Source organism: Lascolabacillus massiliensis (assembly GCF_001282625.1).
GTDB lineage: Bacteria > Bacteroidota > Bacteroidia > Bacteroidales > Dysgonomonadaceae > Proteiniphilum > Proteiniphilum massiliensis.
The window spans coordinates 1404410-1422311 of record NZ_CTEJ01000002.1; the positions used below are offsets into that span (position 1 = coordinate 1404410).

Annotated in this window: 8 protein-coding genes; all 8 read left to right on the forward strand. The window is 36.0% G+C overall.

Annotation, left to right across the window (positions count from 1 at the left end):
• The first annotated feature begins 3 nt into the window (after positions 1-3).
• The 8 genes from BN1354_RS10660 (at position 4) to BN1354_RS10695 (ending at position 17882) form a co-directional block, all read left to right on the forward strand.
• A complete protein-coding gene (locus tag BN1354_RS10660; protein WP_074010762.1) occupies positions 4-1968 on the forward strand; it encodes a RagB/SusD family nutrient uptake outer membrane protein in 1965 nt (654 codons plus the stop codon).
• 10 nt (positions 1969-1978) lie between these two features.
• Positions 1979-2704: a DUF3823 domain-containing protein gene (locus tag BN1354_RS10665; RefSeq protein ID WP_053827096.1), complete on the forward strand. Its 726-nt coding sequence runs from the start codon at positions 1979-1981 to the stop codon at positions 2702-2704.
• A gap of 99 nt (positions 2705-2803) precedes the next feature.
• The gene (locus tag BN1354_RS10670) at positions 2804-5818 is read left to right on the forward strand and encodes a glycosyl hydrolase family 28-related protein (protein ID WP_053827097.1); all 3015 of its coding nucleotides are present in this window, start codon (positions 2804-2806) and stop codon (positions 5816-5818) included.
• A gap of 79 nt (positions 5819-5897) precedes the next feature.
• Positions 5898-8237 (forward strand): glycoside hydrolase family 9 protein, encoded by a 2340-nt coding sequence (locus BN1354_RS10675; protein ID WP_053827098.1) that lies wholly within the window; start codon positions 5898-5900, stop codon positions 8235-8237.
• Between the two features lie 40 nt (positions 8238-8277).
• Complete coding sequence (locus tag BN1354_RS10680) at positions 8278-11310, forward strand: glycosyl hydrolase family 28-related protein (RefSeq protein ID WP_053827099.1); 3033 nt, start codon at positions 8278-8280, stop codon at positions 11308-11310.
• Positions 11311-11329: 19 nt separating this feature from the next.
• Positions 11330-14617, forward strand: a complete 3288-nt coding sequence (locus tag BN1354_RS10685) for a DUF5107 domain-containing protein (RefSeq protein ID WP_053827100.1) — start codon at positions 11330-11332, stop codon at positions 14615-14617.
• Positions 14618-14621: 4 nt separating this feature from the next.
• Complete coding sequence (locus BN1354_RS10690) at positions 14622-15938, forward strand: glycoside hydrolase family 2 TIM barrel-domain containing protein (RefSeq protein WP_154904857.1); 1317 nt, start codon at positions 14622-14624, stop codon at positions 15936-15938.
• A gap of 6 nt (positions 15939-15944) precedes the next feature.
• Entirely contained in the window at positions 15945-17882 is a 1938-nt protein-coding gene (locus BN1354_RS10695) for a hypothetical protein (protein WP_053827101.1), read from the forward strand.
• Positions 17883-17902 lie beyond the last annotated feature (20 nt).

The window sequence follows — 17902 nt, forward strand, 5'->3', positions numbered from 1 at the left end:
GTCATGAAAAAATTACTTAACATATTAATGATATTTTCAATAATATCAACACTCATGTCTTGTGATAGTATGTTCGATGATATCGAACCATTAGATAAAGTTTCGGGAGAAGACCTTCTTGCTAACCCTGCAGGATTGAATACACTACTTGCAAATATTTATTATAATATTCCAATAGAAGACTTTAATTATAGATTTAATGTAGGATTCAATCGCCGCGGTTGGGGCGGTGGTATGGCTGATGTTTCAGCAGTAGAGCTATTTACAGACAATGCAGGCAGATCTAGCGGTACAGGTATTGGTGCAAATATTGGTGCAAATTACTGGCCATATAGTGAACTTAGATCTATAAATCAGTTAATGGAGAATTTAGAGGTGGTAAAAGAAAATGGAACTATCTCTGAGGATCAGTACAATAAACTAAAAAGTGAAGCTCACTTTGCAAGAGCTTATATGTATTTTGGACTTGTTAAACGTAAAGGGGGCGTTCCTATCATAACAGAAACACTTGATAAATATTACGATGGTGGTGAAAGTCTTGGACTTTATGTTCCGCGCAGCACAGAAGTAGAGACTTGGGATTTTGTATTGGAAGAATGTGATAAAGCAGCTCAATATTTACCTGAAGAACTCAATCCTCAGGATGGCGTTTACAGAGCATCCAAATATGCTGCATTGGCCTTGAAATCAAGAGTAGCACTTCACGCAGCATCATTGGCTAAATATTGGAATAGAGCTCCTCTGTCATCTACTTCGGAAGCAGTATCCAAAAACTTGGTTGGACTGGACAGCTCATTGGCAGAAAAATACTATAAAGCATGTATTGATGCAAGTGAAGCTATAATAAACAGTGGAAAGTACGCTTTATATATGCCAAATCCATCTTCTCCTGAAGAAGCAGCCACCAACTATTATCAGTTGTTCCAGACTACTTCAACTCCTGAATTTATCTTTGGTAAAGCATTTGCTGGTGAAACACAAGGTTCAAGCCATAATTTTGACAACTTCTATTCTCCTCACCAGGCAGCCACAGGCTTCCATAAAGATACCAGATATAGCATTATGCTTGACCTTGTTGATGTTTATGAAGATCTTAACAGTAATGGTGAAAGTGCTCCTGTGAAGACAAGAACCGATGGTTTAGAAAATCAATACATTGCAGATCCTACCAATTTCAATGTTAATCTTCCATTTATAAAGTATGAAGATCCTATAGAAATCTTTAAGAATAAAGATCCACGTTTCCATGCAAGTATACTTTATAACGGAAGTAAGTTTAGAGATACTGAAATATTGATACAAGCAGGATTGATTGATCAGAATGGTGGTATACATGTATATACAAATGATAATTTCCCTGGAAAAGATGGAAAATCATACTGGTCGTTAGGAACTGAATCAGGTGCACAGGCTACAGGATTTTTCGGGATGGATAACTCAGACAACACAAATTACACTACAACTGGCTTTACAATCAGAAAATTCTTAACAGATGGACCGGCTCCATTATCAAGAGAAAATGGAAGCTCTACTGTACCATGGATTGATTTCAGACTGGCTGAGATTTATCTGAACTATGCGGAAGCTGTTGTGGAAAGTGGTCAGGGTAATGCAGCAAAAGCAGAGCAATATTTAAATGATATACGTCACCGTGCCGGATTACCAAACAATGTGGCATTAACACTTGAGAATGTGAAGAAAGAACGTAGAGTTGAGCTTGCATTTGAGAATCACAGAATGTGGGATTTAGTTAGATGGAGAGAATTTCATACTATATTCCCTAATAGCAATAAAAGGCATGCATTACTTCCAATTTTGGATTTAAGAGAAGAACAACCAAAGTATATCTTCGTTCGTGCAAACTGGATTCATGATGAAAGAGGTGGAGGTCAGACATTTAACCCTTCAAGCTATTATCAGTCAATTCCAAATACAAATATTAACAAGTTGGTTCCCAATAATTTTTAAATAGAATATTATGAATAATAAATTAATACTGTTGTCTGTGTTGTTATGCTTTTTTACATCTTGCGAGATAGACAACTATGAAGAGCCAAACGCAGAAGTTCATGGTTACTTTTATGATTCAAAGGATGGTAAAACATTGATAGGTACTGATATTATTGATGGTAATTCAATTGGAGTATATGAGCAAGGATTCGCCAGTGAAGCAAGGCAAACATGGTATGTTGATAATACAGGAGAATATCTGAATAAGAGAGTATTTGCAGCAACTTATAGGGTTGAGTTTATCAATACTAACTTTTATCCTTATGAAGGGGATCAAATGTGGACTGTCAAGAAAGGAAAAAACGAACGTGATTTCAAAGTAACACCATATATCCGCATAAATGATGCATCTATTACCTATGATGCAACTACTGATCAGATTATTGCAAAATGTAAACTTGAGGCTGGAGGTGATGATATAACTCTGAACCAGATAAGACTGTTTGTATTTACTGATAAATGGGTTGGAAATCGTATTAACAGTGGTATTCAAGGAGCTGCAGTTATAAATGGTGGTGGCCAGCCTATCGACCCTACAAAAGAGTATACATTAACTATTAACCGTAAGGATAATCCGGATTTCTTTAAATATTCAAGGAACTACTATTTCAGAATAGGAGCTCGTGGCCAGGGGCCAAGTAAATATGGTACAATCAGGCATAATTACTCTCCTTTGGTTGTAATTAAAATATAATTGTATTTAGTTGTGTATAATCGCTATTTATATAGCGATTATACACATTTTTCTACCTTTCTCACACCTTCTTCTTAAACCCATAAATAAGTTAGTGCAATGAAAAAAACACTCTTTTCTCTAATATTTTCATTTCTTTTTAGTTTTAATATCTTTCCTGTTGATCAAAGTTCGGTATATACACAAAAACCTGAAGACCCCGAAGCTTTTTATTTTTCCACAGAAAATTATGGTTTCAAAGATGGTGAAGATGTGACGGTTGCTCTTCAGAGCGCAATAAACCAATTGAAACGCGAGAAAAATTTCGGGATTTTGTTTGTACCGGAGGGAAAGTATAGAATAAGTAATACTGTATACATTCCCAACGCAATCCGAGTTATTGGTTATGGTAAAAACAGGCCAGAGTTTATATTAACCAAAAGCTCCCCGGGTTTCCAAGAGGAGGTGCCGAACGATAAAGGTAAATCCAAGTATATGTTTTGGTTCACCGGTAGTATAGTAGAGGAAAATCAACGACCAAGAGATGCTGGTGCAGGTACTTTCTATAGTGCCATGTCAAATATTAATATAAGAATTGAGGACGGAAACCCTCACGCAGTTGCATTAAGAACACATTATGCACAGCACAGCTTTGTAAGCCATATGAGTATCTATATTGGAAAAGGAAAAGCTGGAATATTTGACATAGGTAACGAAATGGAAAATCTTGCTTTTTATGGTGGTGATTATGGTATTTACACGACAAAAGCTTCTCCAGGATGGCCGGTTATGATGGTAGATTCATATTTTGAAGGCCAAAGAAAAGCTGCCTTACACTGCCAGGAGTCAGGCTTAGCTTTTGTTAATCTACAAGTGAAAAATGTTCCTACAGTAATAGAAATAGAGTCAAATTATGCTGATAGGTTAATGCTTGAAAATTGCAGATTTGAAAATGTAAACGGACCTGCATTTATTATTAGCAATGAGAACAATAGTAATAATCAGATATCATTACGTAATGTTGACTGTATAAAGGTGCCTCTATTAGCATACTACAGGAGAAGTGGTGAATATACAAAAGTTGATCATTCTAAATATAAAATTAAAGAATACGACCACGGTCTGCAAATGACATCAATGGTTGCTGAGCCTGAATACCAGACTTTGTATAATATTGAACCTATAGATATCGTATCAGATGTCGTTAATAAAGAAATACCAAGGTTGCCTGAAATGAGCAAATGGGTGAATATCAGAGATCTAGGGGCTATTGGTGATGGTGAAATTGATGATACCAAAGTATTTCAGGATGCAATTGATAATTATGATTATATATATGTACCTCAAGGTTGTTATATAATTTCAGAGACCCTCAAGATGAGAGATAATACCTGTTTAATTGGTTTACATCCAATGGGAACACAATTGAAACTTAAAGAGAGTACTCCTGCTTTTAGTGGTTTTGGTGGACCGATTGCTCTTTTAGAATCGTCAAAAGGAGGGTTAAATATTTTAAATGGAATTGGAATCAACACAGGTGGAATAAATTATAGGGCAGTTGGTTTAAAATGGATGGCAAATGCAGACTCATATGTGAATGATGTTAAGTTTGTAGGTGGCCACGGAACAATGCGTAAGCCGGTTGTTACTCAAAGACCACCTCAAGGGACAGATTTCTCAGGCAGACCAACTGTAAGTTCTCCTGATAGTCCTATATATCAATCAGGGAAAGATATGGCATGGGATAACCAATACTGGAGTTTATGGGTAAATGAGGGTGGAGGTACTTTTAAAGATATATGGACAGCAAGTACATATTCAGCCAATGGTGTATATGTAAGCAATACCTCTGTACCAGGAAAGATCTATGCAATGTCGGTAGAGCATCATGTTAGAAATGAAGCAACCTTTAAAAACATATCAAACTGGAAAATTTACTGCCTGCAAACAGAAGAAGAGAGTGTTGAAAGTACGGAGTGCCAACCTATAGAACTGATAAACTGCAAGAATGTAGTATTTGCAAACCTATACATGTTTCGTGTAATCCGCGTAAATGAACCTTATCACAGCTCTGTACGAGTATGGGATTGCGAAAATATTAAAATGCTAAATGTGCATAATTATGCTCAGACGAAATTCACAAACAACGTTACTATATACGATATAAATAAAAATATTGATGTTCGTCCATGGGAACTACAGAAAATTATCATAACCGGAAATGAACCATCTAACAGACAAAGTGTAAGTGTTGGTGATGAAGCAATTGAGCTGGCTTCAGGGTTCGATTTCGTAGAAGGAATAACAAGTGACAGTAAAGGGAATGTATATTTCAGTGAAAACCGTATGCGTCGAATTTATAAATGGTCGGCAGATACAAAATCTCTCACTCTTTTAGTTGATTTCCCATGGAAACCAATTAACCTAGCAGTAGACTCAGAAGATAATCTGCTTGTATCATTCAGATATGATACACAGCCTGGACACAAGATTGATGGAGTTCCAGAGTCAGAGTTTATTAAAGAGCTTCCTGATAGAACTGGGACATCTTTTAGTGGATGGGGTAATTCAGGATTTGCGGTAAGATTCTATTCAATAAATCCAGATAACCCTGAAGAAACAATAGAATTACTGCCTTTAGTAGATATGGGATCAATTGAAAATGTGTATAAAGCATTATATGTTTCAAATAAATGGAGAGATTTCCATGATTTCAACAATGTAACAGTTTTAGTACCTGAGAAATGTTTTGTGGCTCCTGATAAAAAAACAATTATTCCTCAATTATATGATCTTGCCAGAAGTTCTTCTCTACTAGAAGCATTCCCGGGAAAACCATTTTATACATCAGATGAATATGATCGCAGAATTGTAAAAATGGATGTAGCAGCAAATGGGATACTATCAAATTTAACCTATTTTGTTGAATGGGGAGAGTTTGGTTTAACAATAGATGATAATGGAGATGTATATGTAGCGGACGGGCATATTTTAGTCTTTGATAATAAAGGGGATATTAAAAGAATAATAAAAGTGCCCGAACGCCCTTCAACAATTAAGTTTGGGGGAAAGGATAACAAGGAGCTCTTTATTACAGGAAGATCTAAGTTTTTCAAAGTTGATGTAAATTTATAAACTCTGTTATTTTATATTGTAAACTATTTATAATAAGTCATATAAGAATTATTTTAGGATCAATTTTAAATTAAAAATAATGAGAAAACTATTTTTATACATTATTTCTCTTCTTTTCATTTTTTTCTGTACATCTTCTAAACCGTCCTCAATAGATGTAACAACAAATTATTCAGAGGCGCTCTATAAGCATGTGCCAATGAAGATGGATACTGTAAATAGTTTACAGTATAAATGGGATAACAAAGTAGTTTTAGAATCAATTATTGTTGACGGTGCAGAGTCACTCAATAATTGGGAACTATCGTATACAAATGGTGAGAATGTAGGAGTTATTTCACTTTCTTCTGAAAAAGTATTAGAAGGGGAGTCATCAATAAAATTTGTATCTCCTACTAAACAGCCTGTTGATTTGGGACCGGGTGGAAGATATTGGGGAAGACAGAATCTGACCAGGAAGTTTGATAATGAAAATCTCTCAAAATATAATCGGATTTCTGTAAATATCTATCCTGAGTTTGAAGGATTCAGAAAACTTTACCTCACAATAATCTTGCATAATGGAGATAATGTGCCAGATGTATATGGTAAAGAGGGATGGCATACCGTTATGCTGGAGAATAATAAATGGAATAAACTGGTTATGGAAATACCTCATCTCCCAAGAAATGAAGTGAAGGGAATTACAATAAGCTATGGATTACAGGGAAATGAGTTAGACGCGTCTGATACAATTGTATATTACCTGGACAATCTATCTCTTGAAGTAGTTGAACCTGATTATTATGAGGGTTGGGGAACAGATAAAGAGATTTCATTTACTCACTCCGGATATAATATAGATGATGATAAAATCGCATTCACTTCTCTGTCAGACAAGAAAAGATTTAAAGTAGTTGACTCTGTATCTAAAAAGGTGGTATTGGAAAAAGATACCCAAAGTGTGTCAACTTATATAGGTGATTTCACTCTACTAGACTTTTCAGAACTTAAATCTCCCGGTAATTATAAAATTGTTTATGGTGCTTTAGAATCCAAAAGTTTCAGTATAAATGAAGATGTATGGATTCCAATTGTAGAAAAAATTACTAATCAGTTTTATCTGCAGAGATGTGGTTTCGATCAACCGGGTATTCACCTTGAGTGTCATGCTGACTGGTATACAGTATTTAATTCAGATACAATTGTAATGGGAGGAGGATGGCACGATGCAGGAGATTTATCACAGTCATACTGGCAGACAGCTAGTGCTACTGCAGCATTTTTCAGACTCGCCAGATTATATAAAGATGAGAATAAGAGGTTGTCTGACAGATTGATAGAAGAGGGATTGTGGGGTTTGAACTGGCTTCAAAAAAATCGTTTCGAGGGATTGGAAGTAATTAATTGGACTACGATGGATAGTTATACCGATGGGAGAATCGGGAACGTCGATGATAAATATATGAAGTTAAATGGTAATGTAAATATAGTTGATAACTATTATTCTATTATAGCAGATGCAGAAGCCTACTCAATGTTGATTAATACCAATGAAGCTCTTGCAGAACAGACATTTAATAATGCAATTGACTATTGGAAACTGTTGTCTGAAAGGGAAATTAATTGGAACACCGAGCGACTCTCAGTTGCATTGCTGGCAGGTACTAAATTATATGATTTAATTCCTACAGATGAACTTAAGAAGACTTTAATTGAATACGCTCAATTGCTGATCTCTTTTCAACAAAAAGAGCCCATGGACTGGAGAATTCCTTTAAATGGCTTCTTTTACTCTGACAGCAGAAAAGAAAATTTCTTTGGTTATAACCATAGCTGTGTTGCTGCTTCACCAATTTTGGGCTTTGTGGAACTATGTATGTTATTCCCTGAAGATGAGGATTATGGTAAGTGGTACGAGTCAATCAGATTATATTCAGAATATATAAAAACTATTACAAAATTAACAGGCCCTTATTTAATGATACCGGCAAATATCTATAATCTGAAAGGTAATGAAGATGATAAACAGATTGTTAACGGTTACAAACTTGATGATCAGCATTATTTAAGGATGTTTCCCGTTTGGCAGGCATTTAGAGGTAATAGCTCAGTTATGTTATCTCCTGCCATCGGAATAGCTTCTGCAAATCGTATATTAAAGGATTCTGAATTGCATAAAATTGCTCTGGCTCAGTTAGAATGGATGGTAGGTAAAAATCCGTTTAATCAAAGTTTAATGTATGGAGAAGGGTATAACTTCTCTCCTCAGTATGCAGTTTTTACTGGTGATATTGTTGGAGGACTACCGGTTGGGATTCTTACAAGGGATAATTTGGATATTCCTTACTGGAAAGCTGCTGTACTGCATAATTATAAAGAATTATGGGGTCAGCCTGCTTTCAGAATGATGGAGTTAATTGCAATGCTCCATCAGTAAAATTAGTATAATTCAGAAATCAAATAATTACATCTTTAATATGATTGATATAAAAGGAAAAATCCGTCTGTTAATATGTGGGCTATCGCTGTTTACAATATCATTACAGGGACAAACTGTGAATACTAAATCAGTATACGACTCAAAACCAGTTGATAGTGATGCGTATTATTTCACTCCGGAAAATTATGATTTTAAATTGGACGGGAAATCTGATGTTTCTGATGCTTTGCAAAAAGCTATTAATCAGGTAAAAGTTGAGAAAAACTTTGGAGTTTTGTTTATACCTGAAGGTAAATACAAAATCAGTAAGACTATATATATACCGCCTGCAATAAGGCTGATAGGTTATGGTAAAGAAAGGCCGGAATTTATTCTAAGTAAAAATACACCGGGATTCCAAAAACTAGACACTTCTGATAATTTCAACTCATACAGCTATATGTTCTGGTTTACCGGGAATCTGGTAACAGAAAAAAGTAGACCAAGTGATGCTACGGCAGGTACATTCTATAGCGGTATATCCAACATCAATTTTAAGATAGAAGATGGAAATCCTAATGCAATTGCTTTAAGAGCTCATTTTGCTCAGCATGGTTTTGTAAGTCATTCTGTAATAAATACTGGAAAAGGAAAAGCAGGAATGTATGATGTTGGAAATGAGATGGAAAATGTATATTTCATTGGAGGAGAATATGGTGTAATGGCCAACAGAACTTCTCCGGGATGGCCGATGATGATGATTGATCTGTTGTTTGAGGGGCAGCTTAATGCTGCAATACTAGCGAATCAGTCAGATCTTACTATTGTAAATATGGAGGTAAAAAATACTCCTGTTGCTATAGAGATGAAGGAGGGGGTCTATAACCGAATATATATCGAAGATAGCTATTTTGTAAATGTAAACAGAGGAGTAGTAGTTGGTGCTGATTATAATGCTCATAATCAATTGAATATTGTAAACACCTATTGTAATAATGTTAAAGTAGCAGTTGACTTGGTAAATGAAGAAGATGTGGTCAGTAAAAACACCAGGAATTTTCTTATCCAAAATCTGACTTCGGGACTTATAGTTAATAACTTAAATGATGATTCCAAATACCAAACTGTATATAATATAGTTACTTCTCAAAAAAGAAGTAATAATATCCAGATGAAGATCCCAACATTACCTTCTGTAAAAGAGTGGGTTAATATAAAAGATCTGGGAGCAAAAGGTGATGGAACATCCGATGATACAGAAATAATTAAGAATGCAATAGCATCTTATCAAAATTTATACTTCCCCACAGGATGGTATCGCATTACAGAAACTATAAAGATGTTGCCAAATACAGCTCTTATAGGATTGCATCCTTTTGCAACACAGATAATTATAGATGAAAGCACACCTGCATTTAGCGGATTTGGATCTCCTGTACCAATGGTAGAATCATCAGAGGGAGGTGACAATATTATAAATGGTATAGGGATAACAACAGGTGGATATAATTACAGGGCTGTTGGGATAAAATGGATGGCTGGAGAGAAATCATTTATGAATGATATAAAATTTGTAGGTGGACATGGTACAATGAGGAAACCGATTTCTAATACTGCAGGCCAACAGCCGGGAGCATTTCGTAATCCTGTTGGCAGAAATATAAGTTCACCAAGTAATCCTGTTGCAGTACAAGGCCTAGATCTAGCTTGGGATAATCAGTACTGGAGTCTATGGGTGACAAATGAAGGCGGAGGTATCTTTAAAGATATCTGGACTGCTAATACCTATGCTTCAGCAGGTTTTTATGTAAGCAGCACTTCGACTCCCGGATATGTATATGCAATGTCTCTGGAACATCATGTCAGATTTGAATGCAGATTGGATAATGTGTCTAACTGGAGATTTTATGCATTCCAGTTTGAAGAGGAAGGAAGAGAAGGAAAAGATAGCCAGCCAATGGAGATGAGTAACTGTAGTGATTTAATGTTTGCAAATACATGGTTTTACAGAGTAATTCGTGTAAATACTCCTCGTCACTATGGGATCAAAATGTCTGACTGCCATAATATAGATTTCAGGAATATGAGGAACTGGACTCAGGTGCTTTATCCTACTGAACTGACAGTATATGATATGAATAAAAATCTCTCTCTTTACCCAATGGATTTTGCCCGTGCAATTATAACAGGTGATGAAGTGGGTAAAAAGTTGAATAATATTATAGGTGTTCCTGAGAAGCTGGCTTTTGGATTTGAATTTGCTACAGGAGCAGTATCCGACAGTAAAGGAAACATCTATTTCTGTGAAAACAGACTAAAGAAAATATATAAGTACGACGCTGAAACAGGAAATGTGTCTTTATACAGTGATTATCCTTGGAAACCTTTCTCATTAGCAGTAGATACACAAGATAACCTGATAGTTATATGTCGTTATGATCCTCAACCCGGATATCTGGTAAATGGAGTCCAGGAAGCTATTACTGAGCGCCTACCGGATGATAATCCAATGTATAGCGGATGGGGCAACAGTGGCTGGGCAGCATTGGCCTATTCAATCAGTCCTGATAAGCCTGGAGATATGAAAGTACTTTCCAGGGTAAACACATCTGATGTAAAAGATATAAAAAGAGTTGTATATCCAACCCACAGATGGAGGAGTAATTTTGACACAGTTGCCCAATCGATGCCTGAAACAAGTTTCTTGGCACCGGACGGAATAACTATAATACCGGAAACGTATGATTTAGGCCGCTCTGTACAGCTTTTTGCTGTATCTCCTTCTCAGAAGACAGCTGTTTATATGTCGCACGAAGATAGCAAAACAACAGCAAAATTATCTGTTGACGATAGAGGGAAACTTACAATATTAAATAAGGATATTAAGAGAGGGGAGTATGCATCATCAACAAGTAGTGATGGCACTCTATACCTGGCAGAGGGTCAGATTTTTGTATTTGATTCTGATGGGAATGAAATTAAAAGATATAATGTGGATGAACGTCCTATTTCTATGGTTATTGGTGGAGATAATGAAGATATTCTCTACTATACAACCTCAACCTCATTTTATAGACTTCGTATTAAATAATATTTAATTAACTATTGCAATGAACTTCAAAAAACATTTCTCTTTCATATTAATTTTTTGCTGTGTTTTATCATTCAAAGCCTATTCACAAGAGGTAATTTTAAATGAGGTGAAAGAGGTGATTCCCACCTACCTTATAGATCCACCAAATGTTATGCCCCGTTTTTATGAAGGCAGGACTCATCAGGGGGTTCAAAGAAGGATTTACCCTTATCCATATGATGATGGATTGACCACAAATAAACAACCGGTGGAATATCCGATGATTCAGGTAGAAAATGATTTTATAAAACTGGGTATTGCACCGGGACAGGGAGGACGAATATACTATGCTTATGATAAGACAAACGATTATAACTGGTTATACCACAATCATGTTGTAAAACCTTCTCTTATCGGTATGGTAGGTAATTGGCGTTCAGGAAGCCTTGCATGGGGATACCCTCATCATCATGGTCCAACAACTGTTGAAGATATGGATTATGAAATTGAAGAACATCCTGATGGAAGTAAAACAATTTGGATTAACTGTACAGAACGTCTGCAGAGAGTGAATTCACTGATAGGTTATACTGTATATCCAAATTCATCTATTGTCGAAATGACAATTGATTTGAGAAACAGAACTGAAATGGGAAATTCTTTTCTTTTCTGGGCTAATCCTGCTGTTCACAGTGATTCTGCTTATCAGGTTATTTTCCCGCCATCTGTTCAATATGTAACTTACCACGGTAAGAGAGATATGACTTCATGGCCTATAGCTGATAGTCCCTTTAATGGTTATAATTTTACCGGAATGGATATAAGCTGGTGGAAGAATACCCATGTTCCTGTATCATTTTTCTCATGGGATCCTAAAGAAGATTATTTTGGAGGTTACGACTATAATCTAAAAGCAGGTACAGCATGGGTTGGAAACCATCATGTTTCACCGGGGATGAAATACTGGGCCGATGGTAATAATCCTAACGGATTAAATACAAATAATGGTCTGACTGATAATGACGGTCGTTATATAGAGCTAATGGCTGGTTTTTATACTGATAACCAGCCTGACTATAGCTGGCTTGAGCCTTATGAGTCAAAATATGGATCTATGATCTGGTTCCCTATTCGTGAACTTGATGGACTGAAATATGCGAATAAAAATGGTGCAATGAATTATTTTATAGATGGAAATTCCATCGATATAAGGCTAAACAGTACCATGTCACATCCAAAAGCAAAGTTTGTTCTATCTTCAAAAGGGAAAGAACTAAAAACTGATATTATAAGTATTTCACCTGAAGAGCCTCGAAAAATTATTGCTCAACTACCTAAAAATATTGGAGAAAATGATATAGAAATAACTCTTTTTGATTCAGATGGAAATGTTCTTTATACTTATATACCAAGGAATCATGATTATCCGAGTTACGAAAAACCAGAACCTTTGAAATCATTTGCATCTCCTCAAAATATTGAATCTGTAGAAGAGTTATATCTGACCGGTTTGAGAATTGATCAGTTTCATAGTGTACTGAATTCTATGCCATATTATCAGGAAGCTTTGAAAAGAGACCCGAAAAACTCAAAGGTAAATACACAGTTAGGAATACTGAGTCTAAGAGCAAAAGACTGGGTTTCTGCCGAAAAATACTTGAGGATCGCTACAGAAAGAGTAAGAATGAACTACACCAGACCAAAAGATTGCGAACCTCTTTATTATTTAGGAATGGCACTAAGAGCTTTAGGAAGGACAAATGAAGCTTATGATACGTTTTATGATGCAACTTGGGGATCAGCATGGCACAGTGCTGCTTATTATCAGTTGGCAGAAATAGATTGTAATCGTCAAAACTGGGAAACAGCTCTTGATCATATCAACCGCTCATTGTCAACAAATTCCGTTAATATGCGTGCATTAAACCTTAAAGGTGTAATATTACGAAAAATGGGTAAACTACCTCAGGCACAAGAATGGTTTAGAACAGTTTTAAAAGACACTAAGATTAATCATCTGGCACAAAATGAGGTGTGTTTGATGAACAATAGTGAGAATTTCCTAAACAAACTTAACCGCTGGATGCGTGACGATGTACAGGCATATATAGAACTTTCTACCGAATACACAGCTATAGGACTCTATGATGAGGCTATTCAGGTTATGAAAAGATTGGAAGTAAAAGGAGAAACATTCCCATTGCTATATTATTTCACTGGATATAACTATCATTTGCTTGGCGACGATGCAACTGCTTTATCATATTACCTTAAAGCTGAAAAAATGCCTTCAGACTATTGTTTCCCATTCAGATCAGAAGCTGTATATGTTTTGGAAAATGCAATGAACTTAAATCCAGAAGGAAATTTGGCTCCTTATTATTTAGGTAATCTATTTTATGAAAGATTGCCTGAAAAAGCAATTGAGTTGTGGGAAAAATCTGCAAGTCTGGATGATTCATTTTATATAGTACAAAGGAATCTAGGTCTGGCTTATAATGAAATCCAGGAAAATCCTAAGAAAGCTCTGGAAAGCATGAAGAAGGCTGCAAAATTAAACAAAGATGATGCACGTTTATTATTTGAAATTGATGTATTGCACGAAGCTAATCAGATCTCTCCCGCAGAAAAATATACATTCTTAATGGATAACTATGAAACTGCAAAGAAGAGATATGAAACGCTGTTGCGACTTATTACTCGTGCTGTAGAATATGGTAAATTTGATGAGGCACTTTATATGCTCGATAATAATAGAATTGTAGAATCAGAAGGTGCGAGAGAAAAGCAGAATGCTTATCTGAACAGCTATACTATACGTGCAATGAATCAGATTAATCAAAAAAATTATGACTCAGCATTAATAGATATAAAAGCAGCTCTTGATTATCCAATTGGTTTAGTTGCAAGAGCACGTTATGCTCAACTATATTATTTAGAAGGTGAAATTTATGAAAATATCGGACAAAAAGGACAAGCTGTTAAGTCATATGAAAAAGCACTTGAGATAGAAACATCCGAAGCAAGAGACCGTGAATATATTTATTATAAAGGCCTTGCTCTTCAAAAATTAGGTAAAGAGAAAGAGGCAAAACAGACATTCGAATCACTGTTACAGAATGTTAGTGACGATGGCGCATACTCTCAGTTTGATGGAAGAGCTTCAAATACTGCTCAAAGAATTAATGCAGTTTATCAAACGGGATTAGGCTATATGGGTTTGGGTGAAAAGGCTAAAGCAATTGAGCAGTTCAGTTCTGTTCTAAATATTAATCCTGGACACATTTGGAGTAAAACGTTTTTAAATGAATTAGAAAAAAATTGAAAGAATGAAGTACAGATTAATTTTTGTAGTTATACTGTTTGTGACTTGCTCATTTGCTTATACGCAGACAGATAAGATTTTGAATGATCAGGAAGGAATCCATATTCTTAAAAACGAAAATGGTGGTTTCGATCTTTACATAGACGGAGTTAAAACATATATTAAAGGTGTAGGAGGAACAAATAAAATTGATCTTGCAGCACAAAATGGTTCTAACGCATTCCGTACATGGGGTGGAAATACTAAAAGTATTTCTCGGGCAGTTGAGTTGGCAGCACAAAATAATATGTTTATAATGCAGGGTATATCTTTGCCTAAAGAACCTGAGCGATATTTGGATGAAGAGTTTAAGGCAAATACAATGCAATCAGTCAGAAAAATCGTTGAGGCTTTTAAAGATGATCCAAATATTTTGATTTGGGGACTAGGTAATGAGATTGAACTTGGTGGAAGGAATAATTCAGCCTATTCCTGGGGATTTGTTGAAAAGTTGGCAAAAATGATAAAATCCATTGATTCACGACACCTTGTTGCGACAGTTATAACACATAATCAGAGGGCATTGGACTCAATAGCTAAATATGCCCCCAGCCTCGATTTAGTTGGGATTAATAGTTATGGTTCAATTGACAAGGTAGAAGAAATTGTTTTAGAGTCATCATATGAAGGACCTTATATGATTACCGAGTGGGGCCCTACCGGATGGTGGGAAACTTCCAAAACTGATTGGGGCGCTCCAATAGAACAAACAAGTGAAGAGAAAAGAGTTGTATATGAAAACAGATACAATGATTATATCTATGGTTCGGAAAGATGTCTGGGCTCATTCGTATTCTTATGGGGCCAGAAAGAAGAACGCACTCCAACATGGTTTAGTATGTTTGTTGAGAGTAACGTTGAAGGATTGCCTTTAAATGGTGAAAAAACTCCTATGGTAGAAGCTATGGAAAGGGTATGGAAACGTACTGAACTTAGTCAAACTGCACCTGTTATTAATAAATTCACAATTAATGAAAAAATGGGTGTGGAAAGTCCTTATGTTATAGAAGGGCAAACATTCGTGGGTAGTGTAGATATAGTTGATAAAGAAGGTGATGAACTTACATATATTTGGGAAATACTCAAAGAGGCAACAGTCTTGGGAGATGGTGGATCATTTGAGCCACGCCCCGAAAGAGTGGGAGAAGTGGAGATAACTAAAACAAATACACTTACCACATCTGTTTCTGAACCGGGGAATTATCGTCTTTTTGTTTATGTTTCAGATAATACAGGATTTGTATCTACAGCTAATGTTCCATTTAAAGTAATCTATAAATAATATAACATGAAACGAATTTTATTATTAGTATGGATCTCAATAATATTATTTTTATATAGTTGTGAGCCAAAAGAGAAAGGCTTTGTTGTTAAGTTTGATAGTACCAAAGAGGTATCAGGAAAGAAATTTGCTATTAAAGAAATCAATCCGGAACTGCCTTCTGACTGGGATGGTTATAACTTCGTAGTATTGGAGTTTAAGATATCTACTGCTCAGCGATTTCATGTAGGATTTACTACTGATGAGGGGTACAATGAATTAAGAGTAATGAGTTATGTGCCAAATGCATGGAACAGACTAGCAATTCCTTTAGAGTTTTACAGGGAGCTGCCGAGCGCCAGACACGACTTAGCAGCAACTTATAATCAGCCTCGTTACACAGGTTGGGTAAACTTAGGTGGAAAACGTACAAAGCTTACAGGAATTGATTCAATCGGAATTCGTATGCGTGCACCTATAGGTGATCCTGAATTTGAAATTAGAAATATAACCCTTTCTGTTGAAGATCCGGGAGATCAGTATCTGGAATCATTTCCGGCTATTGATGAGTTCGGACAATCAAATCTGGTTGAATATGATGAAAAAATCAAATCTCTGGAACAACTGCAGGCTGAATGGAGAAGCGAAGAAGAGGAGAATTTTGATACTTCTGTTTACAACTACTCTAAATATGGTGGTTATATGCAGAAAAAGGTAAAAGCTACAGGCTTCTACCGCACAGAACAAATAGATGGTAAATGGTGGTTTGTGGATCCGGAAGGTTATCTTTTCTTATCCGTTGGTGTAGATTGTGTTCGTCCGATAGCATCAGGTTTGGCTAAAGAGGTAGATAAACGTGAGAATATGTTTAAAGAACTTCCTCCTAGAGATCTTTTCCCGGCTAATGAATCACGTCCTTACGATTATTCCTTTGGTCTTTGGAACCTTTATCGCCGTTTCGGTGAAAACTACAAAGATAAAGCTAATGACATGGTAATTAAACGAATGGAAAAATGGGGAGTTAATACAATTGCAAACTGGTCAAGTCCTGAAATTATGGCTATGAACAAGAAAGCATATGTTACTTCAATGCGTACAGCAGGTGTGGAAGGAAGACTGATGGGTCTTGCAGATGTTTTTAAACCTGATTTCAGAGAAAAGCTTGATGATGCTATGAAGAGTTCTGTGGGAAGTCAAAAAGATAATCCATGGGTAATCGGATATTTCGTTGGAAACGAACCTGCATGGATAGGCCAGGAAGTTCGTCTTTGTAATATAATATTAGAAGGAGAAGACAGCCCAATCAAAAGTAAATTAATAGAACATGTTTCGATTTACGGAGATTCACCGGAATCATATAAGAAGTTTATTTGGGAGACATTTGAGATTTTTGTTCAGGCAGTAAAAGAAGCTCAAAAGAAATATGATCCAAATCATCTGAATCTAGGTTATCGTTTTGGCAACCTGGATGAAATTGATGAGGAGGTACTTTTAATTTGCAGCAGAGCATTTGAAGTATTAAGCTTCAATAGTTATGCTCTGGAGCCAAGTAAGGAGATGATGGACAGGGCACTGGAAATAACAAATCTGCCAATGATAATAGGAGAGTATCACTTTGGAACAGTAGACAGAGGATTGGCTCAGTCCCTTTGGCAAGTAGACTCTCAGGAAGAACGTGGTATTGCATATCGTTACTACACAGAACAGGGTTACTCTCATCCTGGATTGATTGGGACAGCTTATTTTCAGTGGGCTGACCAGGATATCACAGGCAGGCGCAATGATGGAGAAAACTATAATTGTGGTTTGATAGATGTTACAGACCGTCCATATAAATATCAGGTAGAAGCGATGCAGGAGACTGCAAAAGTATTATTTGATGTTCACTCAGGTAATGTAGCACCATATAGCCAGCAACCAAAAAGAGCACGTGGACATGGCAGCATTCCTGATTTATGGGATTAAGTGATAAGATATATAGTAAT

Excerpts from the sequence above, each read along its gene's own strand:
- BN1354_RS10660 (WP_074010762.1), top strand. The coding sequence starts at position 4 with ATGAAAAAATTACTTAACATATTAATGATATTTTCAATAATATCAACA.
- BN1354_RS10665 (WP_053827096.1), top strand. The coding sequence starts at position 1,979 with ATGAATAATAAATTAATACTGTTGTCTGTGTTGTTATGCTTTTTTACA.
- BN1354_RS10670 (WP_053827097.1), top strand. The coding sequence starts at position 2,804 with ATGAAAAAAACACTCTTTTCTCTAATATTTTCATTTCTTTTTAGTTTT.
- BN1354_RS10675 (WP_053827098.1), top strand. The coding sequence starts at position 5,898 with ATGAGAAAACTATTTTTATACATTATTTCTCTTCTTTTCATTTTTTTC.
- BN1354_RS10680 (WP_053827099.1), top strand. The coding sequence starts at position 8,278 with ATGATTGATATAAAAGGAAAAATCCGTCTGTTAATATGTGGGCTATCG.
- BN1354_RS10685 (WP_053827100.1), top strand. The coding sequence starts at position 11,330 with ATGAACTTCAAAAAACATTTCTCTTTCATATTAATTTTTTGCTGTGTT.
- BN1354_RS10690 (WP_154904857.1), top strand. The coding sequence starts at position 14,622 with ATGAAGTACAGATTAATTTTTGTAGTTATACTGTTTGTGACTTGCTCA.
- BN1354_RS10695 (WP_053827101.1), top strand. The coding sequence starts at position 15,945 with ATGAAACGAATTTTATTATTAGTATGGATCTCAATAATATTATTTTTA.